Genomic DNA, 18530 nt, shown 5'->3' with positions numbered 1-18530 from the left:
AATGAAAAAAGTAAGAAAAGCTGTCATACCAGCAGCTGGGTTAGGAACACGTTTTTTACCAGCTACGAAAGCTATTGCGAAAGAGATGCTGCCAATCGTCGATAAACCAACGATCCAGTTTATTGTTGAAGAAGCTATTGCTTCAGGTATTGAAGATATTTTGGTTGTTACAGGAAAAGGGAAACGTCCGATTGAAGATCATTTTGACTCGAATGCTGAATTAGAACATAATCTTATTCAAAAGCAGAAAGATGAGTTGCTTAAATTAGTAGAAGAAACAACCGATATCAATCTTCATTTTATCCGTCAAAGCAGACCGCTTGGACTAGGGCATGCTGTATTACAAGCAAAAGCATTTATCGGAAATGAACCGTTTATCGTTATGCTTGGAGACGACATTATGGAAGATCAATTGCCATTGACAAAACAGCTGATAGATAATTATCAGAAAACAGCTGCTTCGACGATTGCAGTGATGGAAATCTTACCAGAAGATACCCAAAAATACGGAATTATCGATCCAGAAAGTGAAGTTGAAGCAGATCTCTTCAATGTCAACGGATTTATTGAAAAGCCATCGCCAACAGATGCACCTAGTAATTTAGCCATTATTGGACGTTATTTGCTGACACCAGAGATTTTTTCAATTTTAGAAAAGCAAGAACCAGGTGCCGGCGGCGAAATCCAGCTGACAGATGCAATCAATACATTAAACAGTACGCAGCGTGTATTTGCACATCGATTTAAAGGGAAACGTTATGATGTGGGCGATAAATTAGGGATGCTGCAAGCAAATGTGGAGTATGGTCTAAAACATCCAGAATTTTCTGAAGCATTCAAAGCATATCTGCGTACACTTTCCGCACGCTTATAAACTACTCAAAAGCCGTGAGAATTTCTATTTTCTCGCGGTTTTCTGTGTGCATAAGAAGAAGCAATGTATTAGGCGAGAGAAATCAAATAAGGCTATGATGAAAAGAGAGCTGGCTAGCAGGATTTATGTAACAGCAGTTCGATTTTTTCGAAGATTTTATGCAGACACTAGGCTTGATTGGACTAAAAAATGGAGGAGATTTTATGACAACACGGATATTTATTTTGGAAGACAGCTTGATTTTTGAAAAGACGATTTGTGAGATTTTAGAAGAGACAAAACCGTTGTGGAAACCGATGGAATATGAGATCATCCATGATTTCAATCCAGCACAATTTATGGAGTTTGTACGCGCAAACGAAATTCGATCAAATGATCTCTTTTTTTTGGATATCGATTTAAATTATCATTACAATGGGCTTGATATAGGGGAAAAGATTCGGGAAAAAAGTGAAGACTGTAAAATCGTTTATCTGACCTCTCATTCAGACAAAGCAATCACAGCAATCAATCAGCATGTTTATCCAAACGCATTTATTGTAAAACAAATGACATACGAGCAAAATAGGAAAGAAATCCAATCCTTTTTATTACGTTTAAAAAAAGAATGGGCAATCCCTGTCAGCAGTTCTCCCAAAAAAGACAGTTGGGCAGTTGTCCGTTACGGCAATAGCGATCACTATATTTCCTATGAAGATATTCTTTATTTAGAAAGTGCGCCTGGCTACAAAAATAAGGTTGTGCTGGTTCTAAAAGATGAAGAGCTGCTAGTGAATGGTACAATCAAAAAATACAAAGAAACATTATGTTCTGAACGTCTCTGTAAAGACTTGAAAGCCTACCTAATAAATATAGATAACATTTTGTCAATCAATCGTGCGGAAGAAATCGTAACATTTAAAAATAAAGGACAGCTGACACTTGGAAAACGAAGCATCGATAAATTAAAAAAATTTGTTCAAGATAGGAATAATAAAAAATGACACTATTGCCAGAAGTGATTATTATTGATGTCTATTTGATTACTGTTTCAATATTGCTTTTTCATTTGAAGTTGTTCTCACGGAAGGAGTTCTTGATTTCTTTAGGCTATTTAAGTCTCTTTTCAATCATTACTCAAGAGATGAACAGCTGGACAGAAATGTTGTTCCTTTTGCTTCCGTTTTTTGTTTATAAAATGTATGTACTGATACAAAAGCTGCATACTTGGTTGTTGCCAGCGTTGCTTTTGGTCTTTCAAATAACGACGATTATGATTTTTTGGAGTGTCGCTTTTGATGGTCTGCGATGGCTGAGGTTCCATACACTGTCTTCAAGAACACTCGGTCTGGGAGAAGCAATTTGGCTCGCTTTTTTCGAAGCAGCTGTCACATTGATTTGTTATTATGGGTTAAGAAAATGGGAACAAAAAAAGGGATGGATCCGAAATTTATTAGGAATAAAGAAGAAGTTTCGCCTGCTGTCGCTGCTGTGTCTTAGCGTTTTGCTGCTGTTTCTTTTTTTTCACGCAGAAGCAGTCAGATTATCAAATTATCTTCTTTATTTTTTTACGAATATCAATTTGATTTTACTGATGCTGGGATTGATCATTGGTATTTCCATCTACAATCGCAGTATCCAAAGTGAACAAGAATTAGCACATTTGATGACAAGTTTCAAAGAAGAACAGAAAAAGAATGAATGGAGTTCTGCTTTTCGTCATGATTATCGTTCTTGGCTGATTGGGTTGTCGGAATATATTCGAAAAGAGGATCTTCCTGCGGCCAAACAAATGCTGGAACAAATCATTGATTATTCAGAACCGCTATATGATGAGAACATGTATCTGCTCGTTACTCAACTTAGCAGTGTACCGCTGCAAGGCCTGCTTTTTGACTTTTATCAGCGCTGTAAAGAACAAGGAGTCATTTTTGAATTGAAAACGATCAAAGATTGGTTTTTTCATGAAATCAATTTGATTGATTTCTTAAGAATGCTCTCCATCATTTTGAATAACGCATTGGAAGAAGTCCAAACGCTTCCTCCAGAAAAAACACCCTATATTATAACCTGTAAATTTATGAGAAAAGAAACAGGCTATACCGTTTTAGTAGAAAATCCAGCGAAAATGAAAAAAAGCATCGCCGCAATCAAAGAAAAAGGATTTTCAACGAAAAGAAAACATAGCGGACTTGGTTTATCTTCGCTTTACAGTACAGCAAACAGCTACAGGAATATCGATGTGGTAATCAAAAGTACAGCAGAAAAATTCAGTGTACAGCTGGATATTTTTGAATAAATTGCTAAATCAGGGCAGCTTCAAGCTGTCCTGGTTTTTTATTATTTACAGTATTTCCTGCTAGGATTTTGATAGAAAACTTTTCATGAAAACATCCGTGAAAAATACTTGCAAAACACATAAATGATGTTATAATGACAAGGTGTCATGTGACGAGGTGTCATTTTTAAGAAAGGAGTGCTGAAATGCCCACTCAGACATTTTTTCATTTACCAGAAGAAAAGCAGCGGCGTTTGCTTAAAGCGGCTCAAACAGAATTTTCTAGGGTACCATTGAAAGAAGCATCGATTGCGAACATCGTCAAGTTAGCGGATATCCCGCGCGGCAGTTTTTATCAATATTTTGAAGATAAAGAAGATCTTTATTTCTATTATTTTGAAACACTGAGGCAAGATAGTTCCCGCGATATGCTGAAAATCATGAGGGAGGCTGACGGTGATTTATTTGTTGGCTTTGAGGTCTATTTTTCAAAGATGATACGGGAGATACTTGAAGGAGAAAATTCAGCGTTTTACCGTAACCTTTTTATGAATATGGATTATCGTTCTTCAAAAAAAGTTTCACCTGAACTTTCAAGAAAAGAAAAACACGAGCAATCGCCGCATCACGATCATAAAAAACACGCCAAAGATTTGATCGAAGTCATCAACAAGGAATGCTTGGATGTGAAAGATGATCACGAATTGGATTTACTGATCCAAGTATTGATGAATATCGTTTTCTCTACAATTGCCCACGCATATAAATCTCATGCGGCATCGAACGACTATTCTATTGATCAAGCAGTCAAAGAATTCCAGTTGAAACTCTCTTGGTTAAAAAAAGGCGCATATAAATAAAACAGAAAGAAGGAAAAAGGATGCTGAAAATCGTTAAAAGAATTTCCTTGGTTTCAGCTTTTGCAGCTGTTGCATTCATGGTTGTTCAAGTTTTAGCAGACCTGTATTTGCCTACTCTAACATCGAATATCATCGATAAAGGTGTGGCAAAAGGAGATATCGACTATATCTGGCACACAGGTTTTATCATGATCGGATTTTCTCTGATCAGTATCGCAGCTGCGATCGGAAATACATTTTTCGCCACGCGCGAATCCCAAAAATTAGGGAAACAATTACGGACAGATGTCTATAAAAAAGCAGAAAGTTTGTCAAAAGACAGCTTTGATAAATATGGAACAGCGTCATTGATCACACGTACAACTAATGACGTCACTCAAATCCAATTAGTGATGCAAATGTTCTTACGTATGATGATTAACGCACCGATCACATTGATTGGGGCCAGCTTTCTTGCTTATCAAAAAGACCATGAATTGACACGGATCTTTTTGATCGTTGTACCAATCATGCTTGTTTTAGTCGGCGGGATCATGTATTTTGCCGTACCGCTATTCAAAAGCATGCAGAAAAAAACAGACCGTTTGAACCTTGTTTTTCGTGAAGGATTGACAGGGGTACGTGTAATCCGTGCCTTCAATAAAGCAGGTTTTGAAGAAAAACGCTTTGATATGGCGAATAAAGATTACACAAACACAGCAATCAAAGTAAACTCTATCGTTGCCTTGATGATGCCTTTGATGACATTGATCATGAGCGGGACAAACGTAGCGATCACTTGGTTTGGTGGACATTACATCGCAGATATGACCTTAGAAGTCGGAAATCTGATTGCTTTCATGACATATGCTATGCAAATCCTGATCAGTTTCATGATGTTATCAATGATCTTTATTATGGTTCCTCGTGCGCAAGCTTCAGCAGAACGTATCAATGAAGTATTGGCAGAAAAAGTGGAAATCAAAGATCCAGAAAACCCAGTTCCGCTAAAACGTGCAAATAAAAATGCAACATTGACATTCGAAAATGTAAACTACCGTTACCATGGTGCTGAAAAACTTGCCTTAGAAAATATCGATTTTTCTGCAAAATCTGGTGACATCGTAGCAATCATCGGCGGAACAGGTTCAGGTAAAACAACGCTAGTCAATTTGGTCCCTCGTTTATACGATATCGAAAGCGGCGCAATCAAACTGAACGGCACAAGAATCGATGAAGTCACACAACACGATCTACGCGAGTTGATTGGTTTTGTTCCGCAAAAAGCTGTGTTATTCTCTGGTACGATCCGTGAAAACATGAAATACGGTTCGCCAGATGCTTCAGATGAAGAAATCTGGAAAGCTTTAGAAATCGCACAGGCAAAAGAGTTTGTTTCTAAAATGGACGATGGCTTGGACAGCCATGTGGAACAAGGCGGAAGCAACTTCTCTGGTGGACAAAGACAACGTTTAGCGATTGCCCGTGCTTTAGTGAAACCTGCCGATGTGTATGTGTTTGATGATTCATTCTCTGCATTGGATTTCAAAACAGATGCCAAACTTCGCGCAGCATTGAAAAAAGATATGCAAGACAGCATTACTGTTTTAGTTGCACAACGAGTAAGCACGGTAATGGATGCAGATACGATCCTTGTATTAGATGAAGGAAAATTAGTGGGTAAAGGAACCCATGATGAATTATTAGCCGAAAATGAAACGTATCAAGAAATCGTTCATTCACAACTGAGAGAGGAGGACTTAGCATGAGTGAAGCAAAAAAAGCACCGGCAAAAGGCATGGGACATGGACCTATGGGCGGCGGCCCTGGACGAAACATCGGAGCAAAAGGCGAGAAGCCGAAAAATTTCTGGAAAACTGTTCGTCGGTTATTTGGCTACATGTCAACACGGATGGTAGCGATCGTCTCTGTTTTTGTTTTAGCAATCGCAGCTGTCGTCTTCCAAATACAAACACCAAAAGTTTTAGGGAAAGCAACAACAGAGATTTTCAAAGGCGTAATGACTGGCGCAGCTCAAATGCAGCAAGGTCAGCAGATCACTAGCTTCCCGATTGATTTTGATAAGATTGCACAAATCATTTTTACAGTAATCGCTATGTATTTGATTTCTGCAGTATTCAACTTTTTACAACAATTTATCATGACACGTGTTTCTCAACGTACTGTTTATGAATTGCGTCATGATTTAGAAAAGAAAATGAACCGTGTACCAATTTCTTACTATGATACACATACCAACGGCGATATCATGTCACGTGCAATCAATGATATGGATAATATCGCCAGCACATTACAACAAAACTTAACACAATTTGTGACAAGTACAGTCACACTTGTTGGGGTCATCGTCATGATGCTGACCATCAGCTGGCAATTGACATTAGTGGCTTTAATCATGATTCCGTTAAGTTTGATCGTTGTGATGATCGTTGCACCAAAATCTCAAGTCTTTTTCGCAGACCAACAAAAAAGTTTGGGATTATTAAACAACCAAGTTGAAGAAACCTATGCTGGTCATACAGTAGTCAAAACATTCAACCATGAAAAAAGCGATCAAGAGATTTTTGAAGAAGAAAACCAAAATCTTTACGCAGCTGGCTGGAAAGCCCAATTTATCTCAGCAATCATCATGCCTTTGATGAACTTTGTTAAAAACTTGGGTTATGTCTTTATCGCTGTTTTAGGCGGGATCAAAGTAGCAAATGGGAATATCTCTCTTGGGGATGTTCAAGCATTCTTGCAATATACGAATCAATTCTCACAACCGATTACCCAAATCGCTAGTTTGATGAATACGATCCAATCAACCGTTGCTTCAGCAGAACGTGTTTTTGAAGTGTTAGATGAAGAAGAAATGAAGGAAGATACTTCAGGACTGCCTGTAGAAGAAAATTCTCCATACAAAGTCCGCTTTGAAAATGTTCAGTTTGGCTATACAGAAGAAAAACTGTTGATGACTGATTTCAGTTTAGATGTCAAACCAGGCGAGATGGTCGCTATTGTTGGACCAACTGGAGCCGGAAAAACGACATTGATCAATTTGTTAGAACGTTTCTATGACGTTTCAGGCGGAAGTATCCGTTATGATGGACAAGACACTCGTGATATCTCACGTGAAGCATTGCGCCAACATTTCTCAATGGTACTGCAAGATACTTGGTTGTTTACAGGAAGTATTTATGACAATATCAAGTACGGAAATGAAGAAGCAAGCAATGAAGATATCATTGCAGCTGCGAAAGCCGCTCACGTGGATGATTTTGTAAGAAAACTGCCTGAAGGATACGACACGGTATTAAATGAAGATGCAAGCAATATTTCTCAAGGACAACGCCAATTGATCACGATTGCTCGTGCATTCTTAGCTAATCCAGATGTATTGATCCTTGACGAAGCAACATCAAGTGTCGATACACGGACAGAAATATTGATCCAAAGAGCGATGAATCGTCTGCTTGAAAACAGAACAAGTTTCGTTGTTGCTCACCGTTTGTCTACGATTCGCGACGCCGATAATATTATCGTAATGAATCAAGGATCAATCGTCGAAACAGGCACCCATGATGAACTGATGGAACAAAATGGATTCTATGCTGATTTGTACAACAGTCAGTTCTCAGAAGATGCCGCGTAAACAATAATTGACCTTTAAATGACATTAATTGTCAAAAACTTTCGTTATTTAAAGATAAAAATGAAAATTCTTAAATAAAAAGAAGTTATTGCTTGAAAGAAGTGCTTTCCATCGTTAAAATGTATTTTGACATAGAGGGGAGAGCAAGAGATGAACGATTTCAAACTAGGGACGGATACTTATTTAAAAAGTATAGCAATCCGTGTAAAAGACAGAGATAAAATGATTGATTTTTACAAGAACATCGTTGGCTTCGACTTGAAAAGAGAAGAAAATGAACTAGCTATTTTTGGTACTGAGGAACCAAGTAGTGAGATGCTGCTGTTGGAAGAAAGTCCACGCGCAAATGACCACACTGGGGAAATCAAGAAATTAAATCGTTTTTCGCTAATCATCTCGACTGAAGGAGAGATGGCGGATATCTTATTCCGTATTCGAAAAGCACAATATCCAATCAAAGATGCTTTAGAAGAACAAGGAAGAATCGGGATTCTTTTGACTGATCCAGAAGGCAACGAATTAGAAGTCTATTATGGTGAAAAACAAGAAAATCCAGGAGAACCAAAAGCGTTGGATCAAGAAACATTACTTGAAAAATCGACCCAGCAATTCAAGAAATTGACCCAAGATGCATCTTTCGAAAAGATCCATCTGCATGTTGATGATCTTGAAAAGGAACATGCTTTCCTAAGTGATATTTTAGGGCTGGAGATCCAAGATGAAAAAAATGGACTTCATGTATTAAATGAAGGAGATTTTCATGTAGGATTGAAAGAAGCGCATGGTGGGACGATTGGATTACCAACAGATGAAGTTCTCGGGTTGGATTTTTTGAAATTTGTTATCAGCCAAGAAAATATGGATGATTTGATCAAGCATTTGGAAAGTGCGAAGAAAGACTTCTTTGTCGATAAGAAGAAAACAGTGTTGACTGTTTATGATGAAATCGGCATAGAATGGTGGTTCGTCAGCAATCCAAAAAAATAGCTCATAACCTGTTGATTTAAATGCAAGCCTGAAACATTATCTATTTTGGTTGATGTTTCAGGCTTTTTATTATCTTTTTTAGACAAAGGCGGGAAAACGATGTATTCGGAAACGAAAAAAATGATTTTAGATAAAATGAACGAGGGAATCTATCCTGGGGTAGCAGCAGCTTTTGTCAAAGAGAACACTGTCGAAAAGCTAGTTGCTGGCAAGGCACAGGTCGTCCCAGAGCAGCAGCCGATGACAGAAGATCTTCTTTTTGATGCGGCTTCATTGACCAAAGTCGTAGCAACAACGACCTTGGTTTTGCGTTTGTGGGAAGATGGGAAAATCGACTTAGATGCTCCGTTGCATGATTATTTGCCTAAGTTTGAGAATCAGACGATCACACTGCGTCATTTATTGACACACACATCAGATATCAAAACATGGATCCCAAACCGCGACCAATTGAACCAGCAAGAACTAATCAGCGCCTACTTGAAACTGCAACCGGGAGAAGAATTAGGCCAGACAGTCAAATATACAGATGCTGGGACTATTTTATTAGGCTTGATGCTGGAAGAAATCTATCAAGAAGATGCAGTGACTCTTTTCGAAGAGCAAGTCCTGATGCCTTTAGGAATGATGAACAGCTTGTTTTTGCCGCAGCCTTCAATTAAGATCGTTCCTACTGAGCAACTCGAGTCGGGAGAAGTTTTACGAGGAATCACACATGATCCAAAAGCCAGAGTACTTGCAGAACATGCAGGAAACGCGGGATTATTTATTAATCTAGAAGACAGCTTGAAGTTTGTCGATATGTATTTGAATAAAGGGAAAATCGAATCAGGCACTTATTTTGACGCAAAAACGATCGAAGCATTATTGACGGACCACACGCCGAACAAAAAAGGCAAACGTTCGTTAGGCTGGGACTTGAAATTCGATAAAAAAGACCAGCATCCAATCCTTTATCATACCGGTTATACAGGTACGTTTTATCTGATCGATGTACGAGAACAAGAAGCCTTTGTTTTTCTTTCAAATCGGGTTCATCCAATAGATAAAAGAGAAGAATACATTAAAAATCGCGATGAAATCATTGAGACTTATTTGAAAGAGAAAGCGTTATAAAAAAAATAGTGGTATAATGTCAATGAATGTTTGAGAGGAGTATGAAAGATGCAAGAACCTATGTTTTTAAAACCAGTTTTCCAAGAAAAAATTTGGGGAGGAAATCGTCTGCGTACTGTATTCGGTTTTGATATCCCTAATGATAAAATCGGTGAAGACTGGGCAATCAGTGCACATCCACACGGTGTTAGTGTCGTTGAGAATGGCGAATTCAAAGGACAAAAATTAGATGATCTATGGGCAGAGCATAAAGAGCTTTTCGGCAACCCTGATGAGCCTGTTTTTCCATTGCTGATCAAAATCTTGGATGCAGAAGATGAGCTTTCTGTTCAAGTCCATCCAGATGATGCTTACGGGATGAAACACGAAGGCGAATTAGGTAAAACAGAATGCTGGTATATTATTGATGCAGAGCCAGGCGCAGAAATCATTTACGGGCACCATGCAAAAACACGTGAAGAGCTTGCTGAAATGATCAAAGATGCACGCTGGGATGATTTATTGAAAAGAGTACCTGTTAAAAAAGGCGACTTCTTCTATGTCCCAAGTGGAACGATCCATGCAATCGGCAAAGGGATCATGATTTTAGAAACACAACAAAGTTCAGACACGACCTATCGTGTCTACGATTACGATCGCAAAGATGCAGAAGGAAACACGCGTGAATTGCATATTCAGCAATCCATCGATGTAACAACAGTGCCGGCAAAAACACCAGATTTGCATGTGAAAGAAATGCGTAAAGGCAATTCTTCTGTTGTGACTTATTTGGAGACAGAATTCTTCAATGTTTACGAATGGGATGTGAAAGGAAAACTTGACTTCAAGAAACATGCACCTTACACATTGATGACAGTGATCAACGGAGCGGGCGAATTAGTAGCAGATGGCAAAACCTATCCATTGGAAAAAGGCGCAAGCTGCATTCTGCCAAATGACATCCAAGAATGGACGATCCAAGGAGAACTTTCAATCATTGCTTCAGAACCAGGCCAAAAATAAGAATAAAAACAAAAAATACCGAGCTTCCGCATCGTGAAGCTTGGTGTTTTTTTGTTGGGATAAGAAAGGACTGGATGGTCAAAGCAGAGCGTTGAGTTAGCGACTTCTCTCCCTCAGCTGTTTCTCAGCATTAAGCTTTTATCAGAAAAAATGTGAAGAGCCATTTTCTCTGATAAAAGAGTCTTATTGCTGTGAAACACGGAGAACGAAGTGATTCGATGTTGAACAGTACCTATTTGGCTCTTGAAGCTTAACAGCTTTTTCACGACCTCTATCCACGGTGTTCATGAACCAACTCCTTCGACATTAACTCAAAATTTCGCAAAATATGAGAAGCTATTTTACGAAATTCTTCTTTAATGCTCGGAGCTAAGCGGTTCATTTACAACCTCTATATTTGCTTGTATTTTCTCTTGATGGTACTTTAGATACAAGGGGGTTGAGTCCATTTATGAAAAAAAGGGTTGTTTTACCATTTATAGCTATAAGTTTTCTTTTTGCTGGCTGCGGCAAACAAAGTGCGAGCGATAAGGGCAGTACTGCATTTTCTGAAACAAATACTTCTTCAAAAGCAGTTGTTTCAAAAGAGACCTCCGAAAGACAAACATCGGATACATTGAAAGAGCCAGAAAAAATAGAGACGTCTCAGAATGATGATGATCAATTATCTGGTTTTGAAGAGTCGCAGAAATTAAAGGAAGTTTTAGATGGAGCGGATGATCTGAATGTCAAAACACTGTCTGAAAACCAAAATAAAAGAGTTCTTCTTCTTTTTGATGAAGAACAAACCAAAAAATATAAAAGCATCTTTATCAAAAATACGCAGCGCCTGAAAGTGATTGACGAAATCTCAGGTGATTTATTATTCGACAGTAAGGTTTAAATTGGATAACAGCTCTGTGATAGTTTGAAACTGAATATTGATCATAAAAAAGAGAGCCTTTAATCAAAGGCTCTCTTTTTGCTGTTGTTTTAAGCAGGGGTTCCAAATTCTTCTGGAAGTTCAACGTTGCCGTAACGATTTTCTAAAGCGGTACGGATCAAACGATAAGCTAATTTTTCATTGCGGGCAAGAAGAGGGCCGTGGAAGTAAGAGCCATAGACATTTTTATAAATCACGCCTTCTGATTGGTCTTCTCCGTTATTTCCTTCGCCTTGAACCACTTTTCCTAAAGGTCGTTCGCCTTCGCCTAAGAATGTCCGGCCGTTATGGTTTTCAAAACCATAGTAAGTTTCGCCGAATTCTTCGTTGTGAATCACGATATCCCCGATAAATCGGTTATTTTCTTGACTCAGTGTGTAATGATCCAACGCGCTGATTCCTTGGATTTTTTCGCCATTAGCGCCCATGTAATAGTGGCCCAGCAATTGGAAGCCGCCGCAGATAGCCAGCATTACGCCGTCATTTTCAATATATTGTGTCAGTGCTTCTTTTTTGTTTTGGATGTCTTTTGAAACGATCACTTGTTCAAAATCCTGGCCGCCGCCGAAAAATACTAAATCATATTTTTCAGGGTCAAAAGGTTCATGAATGCTGACGATTTCGGAATGAAACTCGATGCCTGATTTCTCTGCGACATATTTCAGCATCAAAAGGTTGCCGTTATCGCCATAAGTATTTAATAGATTTCCATAAAGATGCGCTACATTCAGCTGATAATTAGCCACGGTCCATTCCTCCTTTGATGTATCCTTGGTTTGCTAATTCTTTTCTTAATTGCAGAACAGCAGTATAGGTAGCAAGGATATAAACATGCTCCGTTGGCAGTTTTTTGATATCTTCAATGACTTCTGTCAATTCTTTGGTTTCTTTCAGTTTTTCTTCAGGGATACCAGCAACTTTCAAACGGGTTGCCATATCTGCGTGACGTTCACCGCTAGCAATAACTGCTGGGATATTCATTTCAGCAAATGCTTCGTGATTACCATCCCAGATCCAACTGATATCGATACCATCTGCATAATTGGCGTTCAATAAGCAAACAAGAGAGAACGGATAAGGTGCTAAACCAATCATATCGATAACTTGATTCAAACCAACTGGATTTTTTACCAAGACTAACGTACATTTTTTACCATCGATCTCAATCACTTCTTGACGACCAAAGACTTTTTCATCATATCCTAAACCTTTGCGGATCTTTTCAGCAGGAACGTTGTAGTGTTCAGCAACAGCTGCAGCAGCTAATGCATTATAGACATTGTACATTCCGCCGACTTCAATCCCATATTCATTGCCGTCAATAACAAAATCAGCTGAAACATTATCCATGTGTGTGATTTCTGTTAAACGGTAATCTAATTCTGGGCGATGGAAGCCGCAATTTGGACAATAGTATTTGCCAAGATTTGCATACGTGATCATTTTATAATGCAAGATATGGTGACAGTTTGGACATAACACACCATCTGTATTGTAATGTGCCATTTGTTCTTCGTCTTCTTGATGATCAAACCCATAATATTTGCGGGGATTCACTGTTTCAACAGAATTGAAAATAGGAGAATCACCATTACTGATGATCAGTGCATCTGGAGATTTAGCTGCTCCTTCTACAATCATTCGATAGGTCGTATAGATCTCGCCATAACGATCCATTTGGTCACGGAAAATATTAGTAAACAAAAATAACTCCGGTTTGATATATTCTGTTACTTTGCTCAAACTTGCTTCATCGATTTCAAGTACCGCAAATTTTTTCTTTCCTTTTGCAGGTTTTGCTTGTAAGAAAGTTGAAACGATTCCTTGCACCATATTTGCACCAGTTGGATTCGTCAAAACTTCATCAAATTGCTGACGCAAGATATTGACAGTTAAAGCGGTCGTCAATGTTTTTCCATTGGTTCCCGTCACGACAACGACTTGATAGTCTTTGGCCAAACTGTCTAAAATATGCGGATCGATTCTTAAAGCGAGTTTTCCGGGCAGACTTGATCCGCCTTTAAAAAAAGTTTTTAATGCCCATTGTGATGTTTTACCCACTGCAATCGCGAATTGACTGCGTATTCCCATTATGTAACCTCCAAAAACGTCAAAAATGACGTACAAATTCTCAAGTAAATTCAACTTATCATACCACATGTTGAAAAAAAGGTTAAATCGGTTTTCCTTTTTTAAAGAAATAGTAAAAAAGAGCATTAAAAAAAGAGCTTTTAGAACAAGGAAACTTGTCCTAAAAACTCTAAATCGAGGAAATCGGTATTTTACCCGATAATGATTTTTTCTGTTGGATATTCGTAACCTAAATCTCGTGTTTCTTTTGGTACAAATAACATCAAAGTATACAACATGCCGATTCGACCGATAAACATCAAAGCAGCAATCGTGATTTTTCCTACTATTGATAAATCCGCTGTGATTCCTAGTGACAAACCTGTCGTTCCAAATGCGGAGGTGACTTCCACGATGATCGAAATCAGTGATTGATTTTCTGTCGCTGTTAAAAAGACGATACAGAAGAAGCACATTCCTAACGAAAGCATGAAGACGACTACAGATTTTCTGACATCATCCTGATCAATTCGACGGCCGAAAACGTTGATATTATCTTCACTTTTTAGAAAAGAATACAGATAAAGCCCAATAATCGCAACAGTGGTGGTTCGGATACCGCCGCCAACGGAACTAGGACTGCAGCCAATAAACATCAGTAAAGAAAAAACGATCAAAGTAGTGATTTGAAATTCGTTCAAATCGTGGATCTGCAAGCCGGCATTTCTTGTCGTGATCGAATAAAACATAGAATCGATCCATTGGACAAGTGGCGTCGATGATTGGAAAAGGTGATCTTTTTCAAGAAAGTAGATCAAGAGCGTTCCAACTACAAATAACACAACGAATGCCAAAACCGCTAATTTTGTGAACAAAGAAAAGCGGAAAGGCAGCTTTTGTTTTTTTCGTTTATATAATAGCCATTCCCGAAATTCCATCAAGACTGGAAAACCTATCCCGCCGATAAAAATCAAAAACATGATCGATAAAAGAAAAATATGGTCATGGGCAAAAGGCTGGATCGACTCGCCTGTTACATCAAAACCGGAGTTGGTAACGGCGGAAATAGCCTGATAAAAACCATAAAAAAGCGAATCTCGCCAATTATCAAAATAGCCTCGATAATAAAAATAAATAGAAAAGAAGCTGCCGAAAATCACTTGGAACCAAATCAAAATCGCAAAAGTCGTACGAATCAGCCGGACGATACCTGATAAGCGCGGCTGGTTCATATCAGCCATAATCAATTGGCGCTGCCGCAAAGTGATCCGCCTTTTTGAAAGAATGATGAACGCAGTAGAAATCATCATGATCCCTAACCCGCCGACCTGAAACAAAACCTCCAGCAAAACGACACCATGGTCATTGAAAATCGAGTTGATATCAAAAGTCGTCAATCCCGTCACGCTAATGGTACTGATTGCCATAAAAAGCATATCGATAAACGGTGCATGACTTCCTGGGACTCTGAAAAATGGAATATAAAAAAGACCTAACGCAACAAGCGTCATGAATATATAATAAAAAACAATGATTTGTATAGAAGAAAAATGATTAGTGACGAACCGCCGAAAACGCCGCTTTGCTCGCCTGAAAAAAAATTGAAATTCCACGAAATGCTCCTCCTGTAAGACATTCTTTCTAATAGTATAACAGTTGCAGTTCCCAAACCCCAATTTTAGCGATCTATTACTTTTTTATTTTGGAAAAAGTGGTTTAGAAAAATGCTTTTTTGGCGTATACGCGAAAAAATAGAATTTCCGCTATCCTTTTGCCCCTTAACAAAAAGAAAAAAAGATGTTAGTATTCAGCATGTAATATAGGAAAAAGAAAATGCTAAGAAAACTTCACAAAAATGTAAGAAAAAAATAAACAAACTATGTTAAAAATATAAGTTACTAAGTGAAACAAAAAATGAGGATAAGGAAGAGATAGCATGCGAAAAGTAGCACCAATTTTAAAACCGATAGCTGTACTGACGATTTCGACAATTGTTGCTACTGCAACTGGCGTAGTGAATAGTTCTAGTTATCGAAATCCAAATGCTGGGAAAGCAACGACTGAACAAACAACAAGCGAACAGCCAGCCAGCTCTATTACGGAAACGACCGAACAGACAACAAGTGAGATCCCGGTAACATCAAACACGTATGATCCGACGACAGATACCGGCACTTCAGACACATATACAGTAAATACAGAAACACAACAGGAAACGACAGAGGAAGCCGATACAAGTACGGCAGCGACTGTTGCAGGAAATGATGCAGCTGACACAACAGGCGATACACAGCAAGATTCGCCAACATCTAGTACGCAAGAACCTTCCTCACAAGCGGATCAAGGCGCGGCAGATGCACAAACGAATAATCAGCAATATAACCAACAGTATGAGCAGCAGGCAGGTGATACAGAATGACCTTTTTATTAGATTTGATCAATGGTGTGCATAAATTTTTAGGCTATTTAGATATCAGTCCTAAATATTTGAACAGAGGATACACGGTTTTAAGTGTCATTCCGACCTTGTATATTTTAAGGATCATTTTTGGCTTATGGCAAAACCACAATTATCTGCAATTTTTCTTGTACGGATTGGTATTTCTAGTTCTGCTTTACTTTACTGCATTGAATATCTTTTATTATTTTCTTGATAAGAATTCAAAAGCAGATGTCACACAATTGTTTGTTAAATATCTTCCAGATGAAGCATTCAACATCCAAACAGAAGCAGACCGCAATTCAGGTGCAAGTCTTGATAAAGTAACAACGAAAGAAATCGATGTCGATTATTATGAAGATTACCAATTAAAATTAGCAGATAATATGCGTTATCTGATTGAAGAAGGACAAATCAAGGTCAATAATCTAGGCCGGATGGATGGATTTTTGGTTGATCGGAATACGTTATATCCGTATTATTACGTGAAAAAAGTCTCTGATACAGATTACCGTTTGAAGATTGGACGTAGTTATTCTGATTTAGAAGAAGTCGGCGTGATCACTTTGAAAGAAAATGAAGGGCCGCTTGAACCTGTAGGATTGTTCATCATGGGCGGGGATTTCGTCAAAGATGGACTTCGGTACCACGAACCTTATCGTTTGAAATTTGTAGCAAAAAGAGAAACCAGCACAGCGGCAGAAGCAGAAATCTACAGCAGAAGCCAAAGAAGAAAAAGAGCATAAATGCTTCTTTTAAGAGAATGATGCGCTATACTATTAGAAAAAGTGAAGCGGAAATTCTAGAGTTTTGGATTTCATGTTTTTTGAAATCCAAGGCTCTAGTTTTTTATAGCAGAAATTTTTTCTTAGATTTCCTCGTTCACGGAAATTTAAATTCCTTTTCTTTATGAGCTAAAACCTGTAAAATTAAGGATAAGCATACATTTCAAATCTGTAAATAATAATAGTTTAAAAATTGGAGGCTACGAAGTGAAAGATTTTTTGAAAAATTGGGGAATCCTTATCCTTGTCTTAGCAGCGATTTTGCTAGCACGAGTCTACGTCTTTACACCAGTAACTGTAAATGGTCATTCTATGGACCCAACGTTGAATGATGGACAACGATTGATTTCTTCCAAAATCTCGAAGTACGAACGGTTTGATATCATCACAACCAAAGAACCAGAAGACGAGTCAAGAATGATCGTCAAAAGAATCATTGGGATGCCTGGCGATACCGTTAAAATGGAAAACGACCAGCTGATCATCAATGGAAAAAAATATGACGAATCTTATTTAGATGAGTTCAAAAAGAAATTTGCAGATGATAAACTGCAGAGTGAATATTCGTACAACACAGCATTCCAAACACAGGCGGAAAATTCAACAGAATTTACGAGTGATTTTGAATATACTGTGCCAGAGGGGAAATATCTTGTTTTAGGAGATAACCGACTGATTTCAAAAGACAGCCGGATTTTCGGTCTTGTGGACGAAGATCTGATCCAAGGAAAAGTTGTTTTCCGCTATTGGCCGTTGAATGAAATCTCTACAATATAAAAAATAAAAAACTGGTACCAAAAATCAGCGTTCTCTGATTTTTGGTACCAGTTTTTTTAATGAGCTGAATCGCTGAATTTAGTCATCAATACATTGAAATAAAAATGATCATCCTTTGAAAGCTGGTCAGGCGAAACTTTTTCATACCAAGCTTTTGTTTTTTGCCAATTTTCTTCTGCTAAGTCAGTTTGGTCAAGCAGATTGTACATATCGGCCAAAAGCAGGAAAGAGCGAAAGACGGTCAAAGGTTCTTCTTTTGTCAAATCGCTTTTTTCGATTCCTTTTTCCATCATTTTTATAGCTTCAATCGGACTTTCGTGGGAATAGGCAAGCGTATTGCTTTCGCGGTAAAGTTTTTCTAAACGGCTTTTTGATTGGTCTTCTTTTTTAGAATAAGGTTCAAAAAAGAAAAAATGATTGCCATTCGGGTCAGTTATGGTAAATCGACGATCTGAATTCAAATCGCGCGGCAAACTAATTTTAGGCAAGCCGGTACGCTTGAGTTTTGTCTGTGTATTCTCTAAAAATTGTTGCTGAAATGCTTCGTACAGAGTATCACAATTTTGGACTTGGACGCTGATCATATTCACTGGGGTAGGGATTTCAAGCTTTTTGTAGGCGAATAAATGAAAAATAAACCTTTCATACCGAAGGACAGCGTAACCGCCAGAACGTTTTTCATTTTCATAATCGTTCACAAAACCCAGATTTTTATAAAATCGAAGGGTCTCTTTGAAATCTTTTGCAGGCAGCATAGGAATTGTTTTTTCAATCATCAATGACATGCGACTCCACTCCTTTTTATT

At 38.2% G+C, this 18530-nt stretch carries 17 protein-coding genes; 13 read left to right on the top strand and 4 right to left on the bottom strand.

Going from position 1 to position 18530, the window contains the following annotated elements; genetic code table 11:
- The first annotated feature begins 1 nt into the window (after position 1).
- From galU to IGI64_RS10135, 10 genes are all read left to right on the top strand, one after another.
- Entirely contained in the window at positions 2–874 is an 873-nt protein-coding gene (galU, locus tag IGI64_RS10180; protein WP_429940377.1) for a UTP--glucose-1-phosphate uridylyltransferase GalU, read from the top strand.
- A gap of 203 nt (positions 875–1077) precedes the next feature.
- Positions 1078–1857, top strand: a complete 780-nt coding sequence (locus tag IGI64_RS10175; RefSeq protein WP_034862777.1) for a LytR/AlgR family response regulator transcription factor — start codon at positions 1078–1080, stop codon at positions 1855–1857.
- Positions 1854–3152 carry a GHKL domain-containing protein gene (locus tag IGI64_RS10170; protein WP_429940376.1) on the top strand — a complete coding sequence of 433 codons (1299 nt, stop codon included), beginning with the start codon at positions 1854–1856 and terminating at the stop codon, positions 3150–3152. The genes IGI64_RS10175 and IGI64_RS10170 overlap by 4 nt, the downstream gene beginning before the upstream one ends.
- A 185-nt stretch (positions 3153–3337) precedes the next feature.
- Positions 3338–3991, top strand: a complete 654-nt coding sequence (locus tag IGI64_RS10165) for a TetR/AcrR family transcriptional regulator (RefSeq protein ID WP_016624979.1) — start codon at positions 3338–3340, stop codon at positions 3989–3991.
- A 20-nt stretch (positions 3992–4011) separates the two neighbouring features.
- On the top strand, positions 4012–5739 hold the full coding sequence (locus tag IGI64_RS10160) for an ABC transporter ATP-binding protein (protein WP_429940375.1): 1728 nt from the start codon (positions 4012–4014) through the stop codon (positions 5737–5739).
- Complete coding sequence (locus IGI64_RS10155) at positions 5736–7625, top strand: ABC transporter ATP-binding protein (RefSeq protein WP_016624977.1); 1890 nt, start codon at positions 5736–5738, stop codon at positions 7623–7625. The genes IGI64_RS10160 and IGI64_RS10155 overlap by 4 nt, the downstream gene beginning before the upstream one ends.
- A gap of 150 nt (positions 7626–7775) precedes the next feature.
- Entirely contained in the window at positions 7776–8612 is an 837-nt protein-coding gene (locus tag IGI64_RS10150) for a VOC family protein (RefSeq protein ID WP_429940374.1), read from the top strand.
- A gap of 99 nt (positions 8613–8711) precedes the next feature.
- On the top strand, positions 8712–9728 hold the full coding sequence (locus IGI64_RS10145) for a serine hydrolase domain-containing protein (protein WP_429940373.1): 1017 nt from the start codon (positions 8712–8714) through the stop codon (positions 9726–9728).
- A 48-nt stretch (positions 9729–9776) separates the two neighbouring features.
- A complete protein-coding gene (manA, locus tag IGI64_RS10140) occupies positions 9777–10730 on the top strand; it encodes a mannose-6-phosphate isomerase, class I (protein WP_016624974.1) in 954 nt (317 codons plus the stop codon).
- 451 nt (positions 10731–11181) lie between these two features.
- Positions 11182–11613, top strand: coding sequence for a hypothetical protein (locus IGI64_RS10135; protein WP_429940372.1), 432 nt, complete (start codon positions 11182–11184; stop codon positions 11611–11613).
- An 89-nt stretch (positions 11614–11702) separates the two neighbouring features.
- Here IGI64_RS10135 and IGI64_RS10130 read toward each other — a convergent pair whose 3' ends face one another.
- The 3 genes from IGI64_RS10130 to IGI64_RS10120 form a co-directional block, all read right to left on the bottom strand.
- Positions 11703–12398, bottom strand: a complete 696-nt coding sequence (locus tag IGI64_RS10130) for a type 1 glutamine amidotransferase (RefSeq protein ID WP_016624972.1) — start codon at positions 12396–12398, stop codon at positions 11703–11705.
- A complete protein-coding gene (locus IGI64_RS10125; RefSeq protein WP_429940371.1) occupies positions 12391–13743 on the bottom strand; it encodes a MurT ligase domain-containing protein in 1353 nt (450 codons plus the stop codon). Before IGI64_RS10125 ends, IGI64_RS10130 begins: the two co-directional genes overlap by 8 nt.
- 191 nt (positions 13744–13934) lie before the next feature.
- A complete protein-coding gene (locus tag IGI64_RS10120; protein ID WP_429940773.1) occupies positions 13935–15263 on the bottom strand; it encodes a TrkH family potassium uptake protein in 1329 nt (442 codons plus the stop codon).
- A gap of 395 nt (positions 15264–15658) precedes the next feature.
- Between IGI64_RS10120 and IGI64_RS10115 the strand changes: the two genes are divergently transcribed.
- From IGI64_RS10115 to lepB, 3 genes are all read left to right on the top strand, one after another.
- On the top strand, positions 15659–16141 hold the full coding sequence (locus IGI64_RS10115; protein ID WP_429940370.1) for an A-agglutinin attachment subunit precursor: 483 nt from the start codon (positions 15659–15661) through the stop codon (positions 16139–16141).
- Positions 16138–16908: a DUF6681 family protein gene (locus tag IGI64_RS10110; protein WP_429940369.1), complete on the top strand. Its 771-nt coding sequence runs from the start codon at positions 16138–16140 to the stop codon at positions 16906–16908. Before IGI64_RS10115 ends, IGI64_RS10110 begins: the two co-directional genes overlap by 4 nt.
- A gap of 246 nt (positions 16909–17154) precedes the next feature.
- Positions 17155–17724, top strand: a complete 570-nt coding sequence (gene lepB / locus IGI64_RS10105; RefSeq protein ID WP_016624967.1) for a signal peptidase I — start codon at positions 17155–17157, stop codon at positions 17722–17724.
- Positions 17725–17780: 56 nt separating this feature from the next.
- Here the strand turns inward: lepB and IGI64_RS10100 are convergent, their stop codons facing one another.
- Complete coding sequence (locus IGI64_RS10100; RefSeq protein WP_429940368.1) at positions 17781–18509, bottom strand: hypothetical protein; 729 nt, start codon at positions 18507–18509, stop codon at positions 17781–17783.
- Positions 18510–18530: the final 21 nt, after the last annotated feature.

The sequence above is a fragment of the Enterococcus sp. DIV0210g genome (assembly GCF_050559705.1).
In the GTDB taxonomy this organism is placed as follows: domain Bacteria; phylum Bacillota; class Bacilli; order Lactobacillales; family Enterococcaceae; genus Enterococcus_B; species Enterococcus_B faecalis_A.
The sequence above is the reverse complement of the archived record's forward strand: the minus strand, read 5'-3'. Positions and strand labels throughout refer to the sequence as shown.

Excerpts from the sequence above, each read along its gene's own strand:
- galU (WP_429940377.1), top strand. The coding sequence starts at position 2 with ATGAAAAAAGTAAGAAAAGCTGTCATACCAGCAGCTGGGTTAGGAACA.
- IGI64_RS10175 (WP_034862777.1), top strand. The coding sequence starts at position 1,078 with ATGACAACACGGATATTTATTTTGGAAGACAGCTTGATTTTTGAAAAG.
- IGI64_RS10170 (WP_429940376.1), top strand. The coding sequence starts at position 1,854 with ATGACACTATTGCCAGAAGTGATTATTATTGATGTCTATTTGATTACT.
- IGI64_RS10165 (WP_016624979.1), top strand. The coding sequence starts at position 3,338 with ATGCCCACTCAGACATTTTTTCATTTACCAGAAGAAAAGCAGCGGCGT.
- IGI64_RS10160 (WP_429940375.1), top strand. The coding sequence starts at position 4,012 with ATGCTGAAAATCGTTAAAAGAATTTCCTTGGTTTCAGCTTTTGCAGCT.
- IGI64_RS10155 (WP_016624977.1), top strand. The coding sequence starts at position 5,736 with ATGAGTGAAGCAAAAAAAGCACCGGCAAAAGGCATGGGACATGGACCT.
- IGI64_RS10150 (WP_429940374.1), top strand. The coding sequence starts at position 7,776 with ATGAACGATTTCAAACTAGGGACGGATACTTATTTAAAAAGTATAGCA.
- IGI64_RS10145 (WP_429940373.1), top strand. The coding sequence starts at position 8,712 with ATGTATTCGGAAACGAAAAAAATGATTTTAGATAAAATGAACGAGGGA.
- manA (WP_016624974.1), top strand. The coding sequence starts at position 9,777 with ATGCAAGAACCTATGTTTTTAAAACCAGTTTTCCAAGAAAAAATTTGG.
- IGI64_RS10135 (WP_429940372.1), top strand. The coding sequence starts at position 11,182 with ATGAAAAAAAGGGTTGTTTTACCATTTATAGCTATAAGTTTTCTTTTT.
- IGI64_RS10125 (WP_429940371.1), bottom strand. The coding sequence starts at position 13,743 with ATGGGAATACGCAGTCAATTCGCGATTGCAGTGGGTAAAACATCACAA.
- IGI64_RS10115 (WP_429940370.1), top strand. The coding sequence starts at position 15,659 with ATGCGAAAAGTAGCACCAATTTTAAAACCGATAGCTGTACTGACGATT.
- IGI64_RS10110 (WP_429940369.1), top strand. The coding sequence starts at position 16,138 with ATGACCTTTTTATTAGATTTGATCAATGGTGTGCATAAATTTTTAGGC.
- IGI64_RS10100 (WP_429940368.1), bottom strand. The coding sequence starts at position 18,509 with ATGTCATTGATGATTGAAAAAACAATTCCTATGCTGCCTGCAAAAGAT.